The sequence below is a fragment of the Frigidibacter sp. MR17.24 genome (assembly GCF_037095655.1).
In the GTDB taxonomy this organism is placed as follows: domain Bacteria; phylum Pseudomonadota; class Alphaproteobacteria; order Rhodobacterales; family Rhodobacteraceae; genus Frigidibacter.
This window is the reverse complement of sequence record NZ_JBAWKE010000001.1, coordinates 815,399-831,279: the sequence shown is the minus strand read 5'-3', so window position 1 is coordinate 831,279 and position 15,881 is coordinate 815,399. Positions and strand designations below refer to the sequence as shown.

Here is a 15,881-nt window from a genome sequence, read left to right as displayed (position 1 = left end):
GCGCCGCCGGGGCGCCCCTTTCCGGGATGACGGGACGGCTCAGGCCTTCAGGATGCCGCGGCCCATGTACTCGGCGGTCTCGCCCAGCATTTCCTCGATGCGGATCAGCTGGTTGTACTTCGCGAGCCGGTCCGAGCGCGCCAGCGACCCGGTCTTGATCTGGCCGCAGTTCGTGGCGACGGCGAGGTCGGCGATGGTCGCGTCCTCGGTCTCGCCCGAGCGGTGGGACATGACGTTGGTGTAGCGGGCGCGGTGGGCCATGTCGACGGCCTGCAGCGTCTCGGTCAGCGAGCCGATCTGGTTGACCTTGACCAGCATCGAGTTCGCGACGCCGCGGTGGATGCCCTCGGCCAGGCGCTTGGGGTTGGTCACGAACAGGTCGTCGCCCACCAGCTGCACCTTGTCGCCGATCGTGTCGGTCAGGAGCTTCCAGCCATCCCAGTCATCCTCGGCGCAGCCGTCCTCGATCGAGATGATCGGGTAGTCGGCGCAGAGCTTGGCCAGGTAGTCGACGTTTTCCGCCGCCGTCAGCGACAGGCCCTCGCCCTTCATCTCGTACTTGCCGCCCTTGAAGTACTCGGTCGAGGCGCAGTCGAGCGCGAGGTAGATGTCCTCGCCCGGGGCATAGCCGGCCTTCTCGATCGCCTTGAGGATGAAGTCGAGCGCGGCGCGGGTCGAGGAGATGTTCGGCGCGAAGCCGCCCTCGTCGCCGATGCCGGTCGACAGGCCCGCGGCCGAGAGTTCCTTCTTCAGCGTGTGGAACACTTCCGACCCCATGCGCACGGCGTCGCGGATGTTCTCCGCCGCGACCGGCATGATCATGAATTCCTGGATGTCGATCGGGTTGTCGGCATGTTCGCCGCCGTTGATGATGTTCATCATCGGCACCGGCAGGATGCGGGCCGCGGTGCCGCCGACATAGCGGTAAAGCGGCTGGTTGGTGAAGTCGGCGGCGGCCTTGGCCACGGCGAGCGAAACGCCCAGGATCGCGTTGGCGCCGAGGCGGCCCTTGTTCGGGGTGCCGTCAAGCTCGATCATCATGCGGTCGATCGCCACCTGCTCGGTCGCGTCCTCGCCCACCAGGTTCTCGGCGATCTCGCCGTTCACCGCCTCGACGGCTTCCAGCACGCCCTTGCCGAGATAGCGGCTCTTGTCGCCGTCGCGCTTCTCCACCGCCTCGTGGGCGCCGGTCGAGGCGCCCGAGGGGACGGCGGCGCGGCCCATCGTGCCGTCCTCCAGCGTGACGTCGACTTCGACGGTCGGGTTGCCGCGGCTGTCGAGGATCTCGCGGGCGTGGATGTCGATGATCGTGCTCATGGGCCGTCCTCCGTAAGGGTCAGGGGTTGTCTAGCCTGACCGGCGCGGCAGGGGAAGTGGTGGGAATGGCTGTTTGCGCAAGCAGTTTCCGGCGCTTGCGCTCTCGGGCGAGCGTGTAGAGCCCCGATCCGATGATCAGCCCGGCGCCGGTCAGCGTGGCGGCGTCGGGGCGTTCGGCGAAGATCGCGGCGCCGATGATCAGCGCGAACAGCAGCCGGGTGTAGCGGAACGGGGTGACGACCGCGATCTCGCCGGTGCGCGCGGCCGCGATCACCGCGCCATAGCCGAGCGTGCCGAAGATCACGACCCCGGCCAGCAGCCCCGCGCCGCCCGCGTCGGGCATCACCGGTCCGCCCTCGACCGCCATCATCGCCACCCCGAGGCCGGTCAGCATCACGCAGGCCGAGAACGCAAGCTGCATCCCCCCGACCGAGGCCGCGACGCGGCGCGTGGCGATCTCGCGCAGGGTCAGGCCCAGGACGCTCGCCACCGCCCAGAGCGCGTCGGGATCGAAGCCCTCGGCGCCCGGGCGCAGGATCACCCAGACGCCGATCACCCCCACGACCACCGCCGCCCAGCGCCGCCACCCCACCGTCTCGCCCAGAAACAGCGCCGCGGCGAGGGTGAGCAGGATCGGCGAGGCCTGGATGATCGCGGCGGCCAGCGACAGCGGGATCAGCGCCAGCGCCGTGACATAGCCCAGCGTCGAGAACATTTCCGACAGGTTGCGCACCAGCGCCATCCCGCCCCAGGCGCCGCGCGCGAACAGCGCGTGGCCCTGCGCGCGGGCGATCGCGCCGAAGATCACCGTGCCGAAGGCGCAGTTGACGAAGATCAGCTGGCCCACCGGCAGGTCGGCGGCGGCGGCCTTCAGGAAGGCATCCTCGATCGCGAAGGCGGCCATCGAGGCCACCATGAACAGGATGCCGCGCAGGTTTTCCATGATGTGTCCGTGACAGGCGTCGGATGGGTGGGGTTCAGCGCCGCTTCAGCGGCACGCCGTACAGCTCCATCCGGTGGCCGGTGAGCGTGTAGCCCAGCTTGCGGGCGATCTTCTCCTGCAGGGCCTCGATCTCGGGGTCGACGAATTCGATGACCTTGCCGGTGTTGATGTCGATCAGGTGGTCGTGATGCTCGCGCGTCGAATCCTCGAACCGGGCGCGGCCGTCGCCGAAGTCGAGCCGGTCGAGGATGCCGCGTTCCTGGAACAGCTTCACCGTGCGATAGACCGTGGCCAGCGAGATCCGCGGGTCGAGCGCGCAGGCGCGGGCATAAAGCACCTCGGCATCGGGGTGGTCGTCGGACTGCTCGATCACGCGGGCGACGATGCGGCGCTGTTCGGTCAGCCGCAGGCCCGCGGCCTCGCAGCGCGCGATGATCGACAGCCCGGCGGCATCCTCTGACATGTTGCGCTCATTCCCGTTCCGTCGCGGCCACAGCTTGGGTTTAGCCGCTTCGCGTCCGCCGCGAAAGGGTCAGCCGGACGCGCCGCCCGGCGCCATCGCCCCCATCACGCGCCCCGTGACGCGCCCCGTCACGCCCCCCGTCGCATCCGGCGTGACGCCCGGCCTCACATCCAGCTTCACGTCGGCCCAGATCGGCAGGTGGTCCGAGGCCAGGCGCGACACCGGCGTGTCCAGCACGCCCGCGTGGATCAGCTGCACGCCGTCCGACAGCGCCACCCGGTCGAGCCGCCCCATCGGCTGGCGCGCGGGAAAGCTGCGGCCGGGGGCGTGGATGCGGAACCCGGCCTGCAGCGGCTCGAGCCCGCCGCGCGTCGACCATTCGTTGAAATCGCCCAGGATCGCGGTCGGCATCGGCGGCGCCCCGGCCAGGCGCAGGCTCAGCGCCGCCAGCTGCCGCCGCCGCCAGTGCCGCATCAGCGCCAGGTGCACGGTGACGACGCGGAAGGTCGCGCCGTCCTCGCCCTCGACCTCGACCGCGATCGCGCCGCGCGGCTCGAGCGAGGGCAGGTCGATGCGGTCGACCGCCACCGCCCGCAGGCCGCGGCGCAGCAGGATCGACTGGCCGTGCCAGCCGAGGCTCTCGGGATTGGGCGCGATCTCGACCGGGCGCAGGTGGGTCTCGGCGGCGATCAGCTCGGGCGGCAGCGCGAAGGGGCGCGGCGCGCGGCGGCGGTCGACCTCCTGCAGCGCGACGATGTCGGCCGACAGCGCGTTGACCACGTCGAGCGTGCGCGCGGGCAGCCGGCGGCGGTCCATCCCGAGGCACTTGCGGATATTGTAGCTGGCGAGACGGATCTGCATGGGGCGAATATAGGCGTGGAACGATCGCGGAAAAGCGCCGTTGGCACGGGGATGTCGCCGAAATCCGCCGCCGGCCGTCCAGGCCGCGGCGGGACCGCGGCGGGCCCCAGCCGCGGCGGGCGGCGGCACAGGCGCAGGAGGACGGATGCGACGATTGACATGGGCGGGGCGGGCGTTCCGGGCGCAGCCCTATGCGGTGCAGGCGATCTGGATCAGCCTGTGGCTCGCGGTGGGTTTCGCGGTCTGGGAGGGGCAGTGGTCGCTCGCCTTCGTCGCGCTGGCGACCTTCGGCGCCTCGCTGGTGCCGCTGGTGCTGGTCGCGCGGCTGGGGATGCGGCTGCCGATGCCCTTCATCGTCGGCATCGTCGGCTTCGTCTACGCGACGATCTTCCTGGGCGAGGCCTTCGACTTCTATCACCGCTACCCCTGGTGGGACGTGGTGATGCACGGCGGCTCGGCGATCGGCTTCGGGCTGATGGGCTTTCTCTTCGTCTTCCTGCTGTTCGAGGGCGACCGCTATGCCGCGCCGGCCTGGGCGATGGCGCTGATCGCCTTCTGCGTCGCGGTCACGATCGGCGCGGTCTGGGAGATCTTCGAATTCGGCATGGACCAGCTCTTCGGGCTGAACATGCAGAAATCGGGACTTCCCGACACGATGGGCGACCTGATCGTCGACGTGATCGGCGGCGCCTTCGGGGCGCTCTGCGGCTACCTGTTCCTGCGCGGGCAAGAGCTTGGCGGCTTCACCGAGGTGCTGGGCGATTTCGTGATGATGAACCGCGCCCGCTTCCGCCGCCTGCGCGGCAGCCGCCGCCGCAACCGCGGCCCCGAGGGCTGAGCCTCTCCTCGACTTTGCCCAAATATCCCGGGGGGAGGAGCGCAGCTCCCGGGGGGCAGCGCCCCCCGTTCTTAATCTTTGGCGGGGCAGCGCCCCCCGTTCTTAATCTTTGGCGGGGCAGCGCCCCCCGTTCTTAATCTTTGGGGGGGCAGCACCCCCCGTTCTTCATCTCTTGAGGGGGCCGCGCCCCCCGTTCCCCGCCCGGGCCCGTGCACTCGCCGTCCCCGCGCCCCGGCAGCACGGCCGCCGCCGCCCGCCTCAGGTGCCGCAGAAGGTCCGCAGCACCCGCTGATCCTCGAGCGGCGCGCCGCGGTAGGGGCTGGCGGGCACCGCGCCGAAGGGATCGGCCAGCGCCGCGCCCAGCGCCCGGAACGGCCCGAGGTCGCCCTCGACCGCCGCCGCGATCGCCTCTTCGACCCGGTGGTTGCGCGGGATGATCGCGGGGTTGGCCGCCCGCATCACCGCCGCGGCCCTAGCACCGCCCTCGGCCTCGCGCGCCAGCCGCGCCTGCCAGCGCGCGGCCCAGGCATCGAAACCCGCGCGGTCGAGGAACTCGTCGCGCGCCGTGCCCTCGGCCAGCCCGCGGAACACCCGGGTGAAATCGGCCCGGTCCGCCGCCATCAGCGACAGCAGCGCCTCGATCAGCTCCAGGTCGTCGTCCTCGCCGCGCACCAGCCCCAGCTTGGCGCGGAACCGCGCCAGCCACTGGGCCTGGTAGAGATCGGCGAAGGCATGGACCGAGGCCGTCGCCTCCTCGACCGCGACCGCCTCCTCGGTGCCCCAGAGCGGCAGCAGGCAGGTCGCCAGCTGCGCAAGGTTCCAGACCGCGATCTGCGGCTGGTTGGCATAGGCATAGCGCCCGTGGCTGTCGATCGACGAGAACACCGTCTGGGGATGATAGCCGTCCATGAAGGCGCAGGGGCCGTAATCGATGGTCTCGCCCGAGACGGCCATGTTGTCGGTGTTCATCACCCCGTGGATGAAGCCCAGCGCCATCCATTGCGCGACAAGCGCGGCCTGCGCCGCGATCACCGCGTCCAGAAGCCCCCGCGGCCCCTCGGCGCCCGGATAGTGGCGCGCGCGGACATGGCCCGCCAGCAGCTCCAGCGCCTCGAGATCGCGGCGGGAATGGAAGAACTGGAAGGTGCCGACGCGGATGTGGCTCGCGGCCACGCGCAGCAGCACGGCGCCGGGCAGGGCGCGGCCGTCGCGGATCACCGCCTCGCCCGTCGTCGCGGCCGCCAGCGCGCGCGTCGTCGGCACGCCCAGCGCGGCCATCGCCTCGGACACCAGGTATTCGCGCAGCACCGGCCCGACCCAGGCGCGCCCGTCGCCACGGCGCGAGAACGGCGTCGGCCCCGACCCCTTCAGCTGCAGGTCGACCCGCCGCCCGGCCAGGGGGCTGCCCGCGGGCGCGACGATCTCGCCCAGAAGCATCGCCCGCCCGTCGCCCAGCTGCGGGTTCCAGCCGCCGAACTGGTGCCCGGCATAGGCCTGCGCCAGCGGCTCGGCGCCCTCGGGCACGAGGTTGCCCGCCACCATCGCGACGCCCTCGGCCCCGGCCAGCGCCGCGGGGTCGAGGCCGAGCGCGCGCGCAAGCGGCGCGTTCACCGCGATCGGGCCCGGGGCCGCGACCGAGACGGGGGCCTGGCGGGCGAAGAACCGGCCCGGCAGGCGGGCGTAGGAATTGTCGAAGGGGATGTGCAGGGTCATGCGCCCAATATGGTCGCGCCGGTGGCGGGCGTAAAGGCGGCGCGGCGCCGGTCCCGCGGTGGTCGCAGGCGCAAAACCGGGCGCGACGCCAGCGAAAAATCCATCATAGGTTGACGAAATTTTCGCAATTCGCCCCGATCCTGCCCCCAATCCGCCGCGGCGCCGAACCGCTCGGAACGAAACTGCCGGAATGTGCCCCGCCGAACCGTGGCCTGCCAAAATGCGGCCATCCGACCTGTGATCGTCTGAAACCTGGCGCTCCGAAGCGTGGCCCTCCGAAATCCGGGCCTCCGAACTCCGGGCCCCTGAAATCCGGGCCCCCGAAATCTGGGCGTCCGAAATCCGCCCTGCCGAATTGCTGCCTGCGACTGTGACTGCGCGAGTGTTCGTTTGCCCGTTTCGCGGGCGCGTGTTCGTCCCCGGCCCCGCACGGCCCCGGGACCCCGATCTGGTGAGGAGCCGATGGATACCAGACTGCATCGACCCGGCCACGAGGCCGAGATCCCGCCGCTCAACGTCCTGATCCTCGACGACAACGAGGTCGACATCCTCCGGCTGCGCCGGCTCTGCACCAAGGCCGGATACCAGTTCGACATCGACGAGGCCGCCACCCTGCAGGAATTCCGCGCGCGCCTCGACACGCAGGTCTACGATGTCGTGTTCATCGACTTCAATCTCGGCGGCGCCACCGGGATCGAGGCGCTGGCGCTGCTCAACAGCCACGCCGACCAGTCCGAGGCGCTGGCGATCATGGTGACCAGCGTCACCGGCCACCAGACCGCGGTCGAGGCGATGCGGCTCGGCTGCGCCGACTATCTGGTCAAGGAGGAGCTGAGCATTCCCACGCTTCAGCGTGCCGTGGCCCAGGCGATCGAGCGGCGGATCCTGCTGACCGCCGCCAGCCGGACCGAGATGCTGCGCACCACGCTCGAGCGGCGGGTGAAGCGGTTCGCGCAGTCCTGCGGCCCCGAGGTGCGGGCGGTCCTCAGCGGCCTGCGGCGCGAGATCGCCCATGCCAAGCGGCACGAGGACCTCGATCCCGGGCTGCGGGTGACGCTGACCCAGCTCGAGGCCGGGGCGCGCGACATCACCGTGCTGATCGACGACGTGACCACGCTGGCGCTGGACGCGGTCGAGCCCGGGCGGCCGGCGGCGCGGGGCTGAACGATGGTCCGGGCCCGCCTCGCCTCGTTGCGGCTGCGGCTCTTGGTGGCGCTGGTCGCGCTGTCGAGCCTGAGCGCCGTGCTGGCGATCCTGCTCTATCTCGGCGATGGCGGGCACCGGGTGGCCGCCTCGGTCAGCCGCCAGATCCATGACTCGGTCCGGCAGGATGCCCAGCGCCTCGACGCCCAGCTCACCGCGCCGCGCGCGAGGATCGAGGCGCTGGCGCAGGCGCCGGAAACGCGGGCCGCCCTCACGCCCGGCCTGGTCACACCTGCGCCCGCAACGACAGCCGGCGCGCCGTCGCCCGTGGTGTCTCCCGCGGCGGCCCCGGCGGGTGCGCCCGTGACCGCGCCCGCGCCCGTGACCGAACCCGTGACGGCGTCGCCGGCGGAGACCTCGGCCGGACCGGCCGCGGCGGCCTCCACCGCGGCGCTGCCGCCCGCGCCGGGCCCCGGCGCCCCGGCGGCGCCAAGACTCGCCAATGCATCCCCCGCCGATGCCGCGCCAACCGGCCCATCGCTTGCCGGTCCGCTCCTCTCGGGCCCGTCCGCTTCCGGGCTGTCCGCTTCCGGGCTGTCCGATTCCGGGCCGTTTGTTGCCGGGCCGGATGCTGCCGAAAAGGACACCGCGGACACCGCCATGGCGGATGCCACCGGATCGAATGCCGCCGCACCCGCAGGGCCGGCACCGGACCTGCCCGAGGGGGTGACGCTCTATTCGGTTCAGGGCGGCTGGCACCGGGTCGCTCGCGCAGCAGAGGCCGCGCCGCTGCCGCCCGGCGCGGTCGCACTGGACGCGCTGCCCACCGGTGCGCTCGCCGATGGCGCGCCTCGGGCCGGCGCGCGGGGCAGCGCGCCGCCGGCGACGCCGCTCGTGGTGCGGCTGCGCGGCTTCGAACTCGGCCTGACCCGGCAGGCGGCGATCGTGGGCCGGGCCGGGCCGGACGGCACGCCGGTGCTGCAGCTGCTGTCCGCGGTCCATGGCACCGACGGCACGCTTCTGGGGGCGGTCGTCGCCATGCTCCCGGTCGCGGCGCTCTCCGCCGGGGCCGGGATCCGCGGGCTTGGCGGCGGCACCCGCTATCGCCTGCTCGACACGGCCGGCGAGGTGGCCGACCTGACGCCGCCGCCCGGCACGCCGCCGAAGCCGCTGCCGCTGATGGTGCAGGCGCCGCTCGGGGCCGGCGCCCCGGGGGTGAAGCTGGTGGCCACGGTGCCGGGCGACGTGATGGCGGCGATGTTCTCGACCGCGCGCTGGCGCCAGGACGGCGTCGCCGCCGCATTGATCCTCGCGGCGGTGGGGATGGCCTGGGCGGCGGCCCTGTGGCTGACGCGCCCGCTGGTGGCGATGCGCGCCTTCGTCGAGGGGCGCAGCACCCGCGACTCGGCGCCCGCGACGATGGCCCGGCTCGTCGCCGGTGCCGACGAGATCGGCACCATCGCCCGCGGCTTCGCCGCGCTCACCCTCGGGTCCAAACGCGACGCGGCGCGGCTGCGAGCGATCTTCGACTGCGCCCCGGTCGGGATCGTCATGGTCGACGGCGCCGGCGTGATCGAAACCGTCAACCTCGCCGGTGCCGCGATGTTCGGCTACGACTGCGCTGCGCTCAAGGGCAGGCCGCTCACCGCGCTCATGCCGCACGAGGCCGCCGCGCGCCACGACCACCACCTTGCCGCGGCGCGGGTCGGGGCCGATGCGCTGCGCATCGCGCCCGAGGCCGGGCTCGAGGGGATGCGCCGCGACGGCAGTCGCTTCCCGGTCGAGGTCGTGGTCAGCCGCGCCGATTACGACGGGTCGCGCCACTACCTCGGCATCATCGAGGACGTGACCCAGCGCCGCGCGCTCGAGGCGCAGCGCGACGGGCTGATCGCGGCGCTGGCGCGCTCGAACGAGGAACTCGACCAGTTCGCCTACATCGCCTCGCATGACCTGAAGGCGCCGCTGCGGGTGATCGGCAATGCCGCGCGCTGGCTCGAGGAGGATCTCGAGGCGCATCTGACCGAGGACACGCGCGAGACGCTCGACCTGATGACCGGCCGGGTCACGCGGATGGAACGGCTGCTCGACGCGCTGCTCGAGCATTCGCGGATCGGCCGGGTGCAGTCCGGGGTGGCCGAGGTCTCGGGCGATGAACTGCTCGAGGACGTGCGGGCGATGGTCGCGCTGCCGCCGGGCTTCACGCTCGAGGTGGCGCCGGGCTTCGGCGCGATCCGGCTGCCGCGGCTGCCGATCGCCACGGTGCTGATCAACCTGATCGGCAACGCGGTCAAGCACCACGACCGGCCCACGGGCCAGGTGCGACTGGCCGTGCGCGAGCTGCCCGAGAGCTTCGTCTTCACCGTGGCCGACGACGGCCCGGGCATTCCCCCGGCCTATCACGACAAGGTCTTCGAGATGTTCCAGACCCTGCGCCCCCGCGACCAGGTCGAGGGCAGCGGCATGGGCCTGGCGATGGTGCGCAAGTATGTCGTGACCGCGGGCGGGCAGATCGCGCTCGCCTCGGATGGCGGGCGCGGCACCTGCTTCACCGTGACCTGGCCGCGGGCGGCGCGCAGCAGTGCGGCGCGGATCTGGGCCGGCATCCGCGGCGAGGAAGCCGCGCAGGCCGCCGCCGGCTCCCCCGGGGGCGATGCGGCGGCGGCCGGCGACGGCGCGACGCCGGGCACGGCGGTCGGTGCCGGCACGGCCGCGCCGCCGGTCGCCGCGGAGACGGCGGGAGATGCCGGGCCTGCGGATGGCGCGGCGGGTGGCACTGAAGGCGGCACTGAAGGCGGCACTGGGGACGGCGCGGGGGTCGGCACGGCCCCGGCGGATCCGCCCGGCGCGCCGGGACGACGGAGGGTTGCATGAGCCTCGAGGTCAGCCATGGACCGGCACCGCTGAACCTGATCCTGGTCGAGGATGACGATGGCGACGCCAAGGCGATCCACCGGGCCTTCAGCCGGGCGCGGATCGCCAACCCGATCGTGCGGGTGCATGACGGGGTCGAGGCGCTGGCCTATCTGCGCGGCGAGACCGGGACCCCGCCCGACAGCTATGTGCTGCTGGTCGACATCAAGATGCCGCGGATGACGGGGATCGAGCTTCTGGACGCGCTGCGCGGCGATCCGGCGCTTGCCCGCGCCGTGGTCTTCATCCTCACCACCTCGCGCGACGAACGTGACCTCGCCGCGGCCTATGACCACCACGTCGCGGGCTACATCCTGAAGCAGACCGCCGGCACCGACTTTCTCGACCTGATCGGGACGCTCGACCATTACTGGCGCATCGTCGAACTGCCGGACATGTCGCTGTCCCGCGGGCCGGCCGCGCGGGACGGGTGAGCGCGCGATGGAGGCGCTGCGCATCCTCGTGGTCGAGGACGACCTGGGCGACCGCAAGCTCTTGCGCCGCCTGATCACGCGCGCGCTGCCGGAGGCGGTGCTGACGGAACTCGGCGATACCGAGAGCCTGGTGCCGCAGGACAGCGCGCCGCCCTTCGCACCCGTGCCGCCCGCTGGCCTGCCGCCCGCGAGCCTGCCGACCGCGAGTCTGCCAGCCCCGCCGCCCTTTGCGCCGTCCTCTGTGCGGCCACTGGCGGGATCGGCGGCCGCGGCGGCGGTTGGATCGGCGCCGCCGGAGGATGGCGCGGCGCCCTGGCCCCGGACGGTCGCGCTGGCGGCTGGGCCGGGGTCCGCCACGGGGTCGGGGGCGCGCTCGGGGCTGGGGGCAGTCATGGGTTGGGTCGCGCAGCCCCACGCGCCTCCGTCACGGCCGACCGCGCCGACCGCTCCGCCGGTGCTGCCGGACCGCCCGCCGGCCGGCGCCGTCGGGACCGGCACGGCCGCGCCGCCGCCCGCCTCCGGGGCATCGGCCGCCGCGCAGGCGGGGTCGTCGCCCGGGGCGGGACAGCCGGCGGGTCCGATCCCCGGCGCGGCGGCGGACCCCTCGACGGATGCCCTGCCGGAACCGTTACCGGAACCGTTACCGGCACCGTCACCGGGCACACCGATCGCGGGGCCCGGCATCTGCGACACCGACGACGGGTTCGACCTGATCCTGCTCGACCATATGCTGCCGGGGCGCCACGGGCTCGACCGGATCGCGATGCTGACCGGGCGCTGGCCGCGCGCGGCGATCGTGCTGATGACCGGCCAGGGCTCGGAGGAGCTGGCGACCGCGGCGATCCAGCGCGGCGCCGTCGATTACGTCGCCAAGCGCGCGCTGACCGAAGAGGCGCTGATCCGCATCGCCCGCCGCGGGGTCGAGACGGCGCGCCTGCGCTGGCGGATCGAGCAGCAGCGGCGCGAGCTCGAGCGGTTCTGCGAGGTCCTGGTGCACGACTTCCGCGCCCCGATCCGCGCGGTGGGCTTCCTTGCCGAGACGCTGATCGAGGATATCGGCACCGCCGACCGCGCGACGATCGCGAAGTCCGCGGCGCTTCTGGTGAAATCGGCGCGGCAGATGTCGGATCTCGTGCAGAGCCTCGCCACCCACATCCGGCTTGACCGCGACGATGCCGAGATGCGCCGCGCGCCGCTGGCCGGCGTCGTCGAGGCCGCGCTGACCGCGCTGCAGCGCGAGATTGCCGAATCCGGCGCCGCCATCGCGATCGAGACCGCGGGCATCGCGCTGCCCTGCGATCCGCCGGCGCTGGCGCAGGTGCTGCAGAACCTGATCGCCAACGCGATCAAATACGCCGCCGACGCGCCACCCGCGGTGCGGATCTGGGCGCGGACCGAGGGCGCGACGGTGCTCGTCGGGGTCGAGGACGAGGGGCTCGGCGTGCCGGCGGCGCAGGCCGAGCGGATCTTCGAACCCTTCGTGCGGCTTGGCACCACCAAGGCGCGCCCCGGCACCGGGCTGGGGCTTGCGACCTGCCGTCGCGTGGTGCAGCGCCATGGCGGCATGATCTGGTGCGCGCCGCGCGAGGGCGGCGGAACCATCTTCTACATCCGCCTGCCGGCGGCGCCGGTCGTCGGGCAGGAGACGGCGGCCGAGTGACGCCCCCCGGCGCGTGACCGTGATCGGCGATGACCGGCCGTGGCCGGCGTCCGATCGCGCGCCCGGTCGCGCGGCTCGGCGCGATCCCGGCGGGCGTCGATCCCGGCCCGGACGCGGGCCGGCTGCGGGCGCGGCAGGGCGCCGGCAGCGGGGCAGCCCGCGTGTGGCCGGGCCCGGGCGGGTGGCGGCGGTTTCCAGGGTGGCAACACAGCGCCAACCGGAGGCGGCCCGCGCAACAGCGTGCCGTGCCGTATGACCAGCCGCGCGATCAGCCGGGCGCACAGTCATCCGCACGGCCGGGCGGGGCGGGCCTGCGGGGCTGGCGGCGCCCCGCCGCGCCGGGCTATGCAGGGGGGCCGTCCCGCGCCCCGAAGGAGCCCCGCGCCGCCGTGACCGATCTCTTCGATGCCGCCCCCGCGCCCCGCCGCCGACCGCTCGCCGACCTGCTGCGCCCCGAGACGCTCGACGATGTCATCGGCCAGCGCGCGCTGGTCGCGCCCGGCTCGCTTCTGCGGCGCAGGATCGCGGCGAACGCGCTGGGCAGCCTGCTGCTCTACGGGCCGCCGGGCATCGGCAAGACCTCGATCGCGCGGGCGGTGGGCACGATGCTGGGCAAGGAATTCCGGGTGCTGCACGCGGCCGGGATCAAGGTGCAGGACATCCGGCGCATCGCCGACGAGGCGCGGATGCGCCCGGTGCTGATGTTCGTCGACGAGGTGCACCGCCTGTCGGCGACCCAGGCCGACGACCTTCTGACCATCTGCGAGGAGGGCACGGCGGATTTCATCGGCGCCACCACCGAGAACCCGTTCCACGCGATCCCCAAGGCGCTGATCTCGCGCTCGCAGGTGCTCAAGCTCGAACCGCTGTCGGCCGAGGACATGGCCGAGGTGCTGGCGCGCGGCATCGCGCGGCTGGCCGCCGAGGGGATCGAGGTCGTGGCCGACCCCGAGGCGCGCGCGCGCATCGCCGCCCTGTCGGGGGGCGATGCGCGGCGCGCGCTGACGGCGCTGGAAAGCCTTGCCGTCGGCCATCCGCCGGGGCCGGTGCGGCTGACCGGGGCCGCGATCGACGAGGTCTTCGCCGCCGCCGCGATCAGCTTCGACCGCTCGGGCGACCGCCATTACGACGTGACCTCGGCCTTCGTGAAGTCGATGCGCGGCTCGGACCCGGATGCGACGCTCTACTGGCTGGCGGTGCTGATCCACGCCGGCGAGGACCCGCGATTCATCGCCCGCCGGATCATGATCCATGCTTCCGAGGACGTGGGCCTGGCCGACAACACCGCGCTGCAGACGGCGGTGGCGGCGGCCGAGGCCGTGGAGCGCATCGGCTATCCCGAGGCGCAGATCATCCTGGCCCATGCCGCGCTGCACGTGGCGCGGGCGCCGAAATCGGGGGCGGTGGCGCGCGGGATCGGCGCGGCGCTGGCGATGGTGCGGGGGCAGGCGGCGGTGCAGGTGCCGCTGCACCTGCGCGATGCCCATTACGCGGGGGCGGCCAAGCTTGGCCATGTCGGCTACCGCTTCCCGCATGACGATCCGCGCGGCTGGGTCGAGCAGGACTATGCCCCCGGCCTTGCGCGCGGGGCGCTCTACCAGAGCGATGCCCGCGACGGCGCCACGTTCGAACGGCGGGCGGATGCCTTCTGGCACGAGGTCACCGGCCGCCCGCCCGTCCGCCGGTTCTGAGCGCCGGGCCCGACTCTCGGGCCTTGGGCCCGCATCCCGGTCGCCGGTCCCCGCCCGCCGGTTATCGCTTGCGATTCGCGGCCCCGTGGCAGTCGATTTCCGTGATCACGTTCCTGCGATGACGACCTCGACGAGGCGCAATCGACCTCGGGGTTCCGGACGTCGCCTGTCGCGCAACGACCCGGAGGAGAGGACTTGGTGAACCACGCGGCGATCGCCATCCCCGACGAGATCTCTGCGCTGCGCGAGGAGCTGCGGATGCGGATCCGGCTGCAGAACGCGCTGCTGCAGGGGGCGGTGGCGCTGTTCGTCCCCTTCGCCATCACCACGGCGCTGCGGCCCGGCGCGGCCTGGATCTGCGCCTTCGGCTTCGCGGTGGTGATGCTGGCGCTTGGCCTGCAATGGTGCCACCACGGCATCCGCATCCGTCAGATCAAGCAGTACCTGCTGCTGTGCGACACCCGCCCGCAGGGATGGGAGCGGTGGCTGCCCGCGAACCGCCCCGACAGCCTGCTGGGGTCGCGCTGGATGATCTCGACCAAGGGGGTGCTGCTGGGGCTGGGGCTGGCGCAGGCGGCGCTGGCGGCGCATCTCGACCCGCAGGTGCCGCCGCTGCTGGTGGCCGGGGTCGCCGCGCTCTGGGTCACGACCTGCTGGTTCCTGGTGACCAATCCCAAGGAATGAGCGCGGCGGCCGGTCCCGGGTCCTGCTCCGGGTCCGGCCGCCGCGCGCTGGCCTGCCGTCGTCTGGCGCGCCATTGTCTCGCGCCGTGACCTGGCGCGGCGACCTGGCGCGGTCAGGCGCCGGCGTCGAAGTCGACTTCCTCGATCAGGCGCAGCGCGTCGGGGCGCAGGCCCGAGATCTCGGTCAGCGACAGCGTGTCGGGGGTGAACTCGCCCCAGCTCTCGACCAGGGCCGAGCGTTTCACGCCCGGCTCGACCGGGAATTCGTTGTTGGTCTCGGCATAGATCGCCTGCGCCTCGTCCGAGGCCAGCCATTCCATCAGCTTCAGCGCCGCCTCGCGGTGCGGTGCGGCCTTGGTCATCGCCACGCCCGAGATGTTCATGTGGGTGCCGCCGCCCTCGAATTCGGGGAAGACGATGCGGACGCTGTCGGCCCAGTCCTTCTGCTCGGGGTCGCTCAGCATCTGGCCCATGTAATAGGTGTTGCCCAGCGAGATGTCGCATTCGCCGGCCCAGATCGACTTCACCTGGCTGCGGTCGTTGCCCGAGGGCTTGACCGCGAGGTTGGCCTTCACCCCCTCGAGCCAGGTCTTCGTCGCCTCGGGGCCGTGGTGGGCCATGTAGGCCGCGGTCAGCGCGACGTTGTAGTCCGAGGTGAAGCTGCGGGTGCAGATCCGGCCCTTCCACTTCGGATCGGCGAGATCCTCGTAGCTGGTGACCTCGCCGTCGGCGACGCGCTCGCGCGAGGCATAGACGATGCGGGCGCGGGTGGTCAGGCCGAACCACTGGCCCTCGGGGTCGCGGAAGCCCGCGGGGATGTTGGCGTCCAGCACCTCCGAGGTGACCGGCTGGGTCACGCCGGCCGCGACCACCTCGCCCAGGCGGGCGATGTCGACGGTCATCACCAGGTCGGCCGGGCTGCGGTCGCCCTCGGCCACCAGCCGCTCGACCATGCCCTTGTCGACGAAGGCGACGTTCACCTCGATCCCGGTCTCGGCCGCGAAGGCATCGACCAGCGGCTGCAGCAGCTCGGGCTGGCGGTGCGAATAGATGTTCACCTGCTCGGCCAGCGCGGGGAAGGCGAGCGCGGTCGAGGCCATCAGGCCGGCGGCGAGAAGCGGGGTGCGGATCATTTTCTGACTCCTCCTGTCGGAAATCTGGCCGCCATAAATCCGAGCTTTTCACTCGGGTCAACAGGCGTTTCGTGGCCACCGAGCGGGCGGCT

The 15,881-nt window shown here is 72.7% G+C and carries 13 protein-coding genes; 7 read left to right on the top strand and 6 right to left on the bottom strand.

The window, feature by feature from the left end; genetic code table 11:
• Nucleotides 1-39: 39 nt before the first annotated feature.
• From eno to V8J39_RS03855, 4 genes are all read right to left on the bottom strand, one after another.
• Nucleotides 40-1,317 (bottom strand): phosphopyruvate hydratase, encoded by a 1,278-nt coding sequence (gene eno, locus V8J39_RS03870; RefSeq protein ID WP_336459541.1) that lies wholly within the window; start codon nucleotides 1,315-1,317, stop codon nucleotides 40-42.
• A 19-nt stretch (nucleotides 1,318-1,336) separates the two neighbouring features.
• The gene (locus tag V8J39_RS03865; protein WP_336459540.1) at nucleotides 1,337-2,260 is read right to left on the bottom strand and encodes a DMT family transporter; all 924 of its coding nucleotides are present in this window, start codon (nucleotides 2,258-2,260) and stop codon (nucleotides 1,337-1,339) included.
• Nucleotides 2,261-2,294: 34 nt separating this feature from the next.
• Entirely contained in the window at nucleotides 2,295-2,723 is a 429-nt protein-coding gene (locus tag V8J39_RS03860) for a Fur family transcriptional regulator (RefSeq protein ID WP_336459539.1), read from the bottom strand.
• Between the two features lie 69 nt (nucleotides 2,724-2,792).
• Nucleotides 2,793-3,584, bottom strand: a complete 792-nt coding sequence (locus tag V8J39_RS03855) for an endonuclease/exonuclease/phosphatase family protein (RefSeq protein ID WP_336459538.1) — start codon at nucleotides 3,582-3,584, stop codon at nucleotides 2,793-2,795.
• A gap of 145 nt (nucleotides 3,585-3,729) precedes the next feature.
• Between V8J39_RS03855 and V8J39_RS03850 the strand changes: the two genes are divergently transcribed.
• On the top strand, nucleotides 3,730-4,422 hold the full coding sequence (locus tag V8J39_RS03850) for a hypothetical protein (RefSeq protein WP_336459537.1): 693 nt from the start codon (nucleotides 3,730-3,732) through the stop codon (nucleotides 4,420-4,422).
• 258 nt (nucleotides 4,423-4,680) lie between these two features.
• Here V8J39_RS03850 and V8J39_RS03845 read toward each other — a convergent pair whose 3' ends face one another.
• Nucleotides 4,681-6,135 carry a protein adenylyltransferase SelO gene (locus tag V8J39_RS03845; protein WP_336459536.1) on the bottom strand — a complete coding sequence of 485 codons (1,455 nt, stop codon included), beginning with the start codon at nucleotides 6,133-6,135 and terminating at the stop codon, nucleotides 4,681-4,683.
• A gap of 462 nt (nucleotides 6,136-6,597) precedes the next feature.
• On the opposite strand from V8J39_RS03845, the gene V8J39_RS03840 reads away from it, so the two are divergent.
• The 6 genes from V8J39_RS03840 to V8J39_RS03815 all read left to right on the top strand — a co-directional run bounded on the left by V8J39_RS03840 (nucleotide 6,598) and on the right by V8J39_RS03815 (nucleotide 14,657).
• Entirely contained in the window at nucleotides 6,598-7,299 is a 702-nt protein-coding gene (locus V8J39_RS03840; RefSeq protein WP_336459535.1) for a response regulator, read from the top strand.
• A 3-nt stretch (nucleotides 7,300-7,302) separates the two neighbouring features.
• The gene (locus V8J39_RS03835; RefSeq protein WP_336459534.1) at nucleotides 7,303-10,149 is read left to right on the top strand and encodes a sensor histidine kinase; all 2,847 of its coding nucleotides are present in this window, start codon (nucleotides 7,303-7,305) and stop codon (nucleotides 10,147-10,149) included.
• The gene (locus tag V8J39_RS03830) at nucleotides 10,146-10,622 is read left to right on the top strand and encodes a response regulator (protein WP_336459533.1); all 477 of its coding nucleotides are present in this window, start codon (nucleotides 10,146-10,148) and stop codon (nucleotides 10,620-10,622) included. Before V8J39_RS03835 ends, V8J39_RS03830 begins: the two co-directional genes overlap by 4 nt.
• Before the next feature lie 7 nt (nucleotides 10,623-10,629).
• Nucleotides 10,630-12,282, top strand: coding sequence for a sensor histidine kinase (locus V8J39_RS03825; protein ID WP_336459532.1), 1,653 nt, complete (start codon nucleotides 10,630-10,632; stop codon nucleotides 12,280-12,282).
• A 389-nt stretch (nucleotides 12,283-12,671) separates the two neighbouring features.
• Complete coding sequence (locus V8J39_RS03820) at nucleotides 12,672-13,973, top strand: replication-associated recombination protein A (protein ID WP_336459531.1); 1,302 nt, start codon at nucleotides 12,672-12,674, stop codon at nucleotides 13,971-13,973.
• 195 nt (nucleotides 13,974-14,168) lie between these two features.
• On the top strand, nucleotides 14,169-14,657 hold the full coding sequence (locus V8J39_RS03815) for a hypothetical protein (protein ID WP_336459530.1): 489 nt from the start codon (nucleotides 14,169-14,171) through the stop codon (nucleotides 14,655-14,657).
• 112 nt (nucleotides 14,658-14,769) lie between these two features.
• Here the strand turns inward: V8J39_RS03815 and V8J39_RS03810 are convergent, their stop codons facing one another.
• Nucleotides 14,770-15,789 carry a Fe(3+) ABC transporter substrate-binding protein gene (locus tag V8J39_RS03810; RefSeq protein WP_336459529.1) on the bottom strand — a complete coding sequence of 340 codons (1,020 nt, stop codon included), beginning with the start codon at nucleotides 15,787-15,789 and terminating at the stop codon, nucleotides 14,770-14,772.
• Between the last annotated feature and the right edge of the window lie 92 nt (nucleotides 15,790-15,881).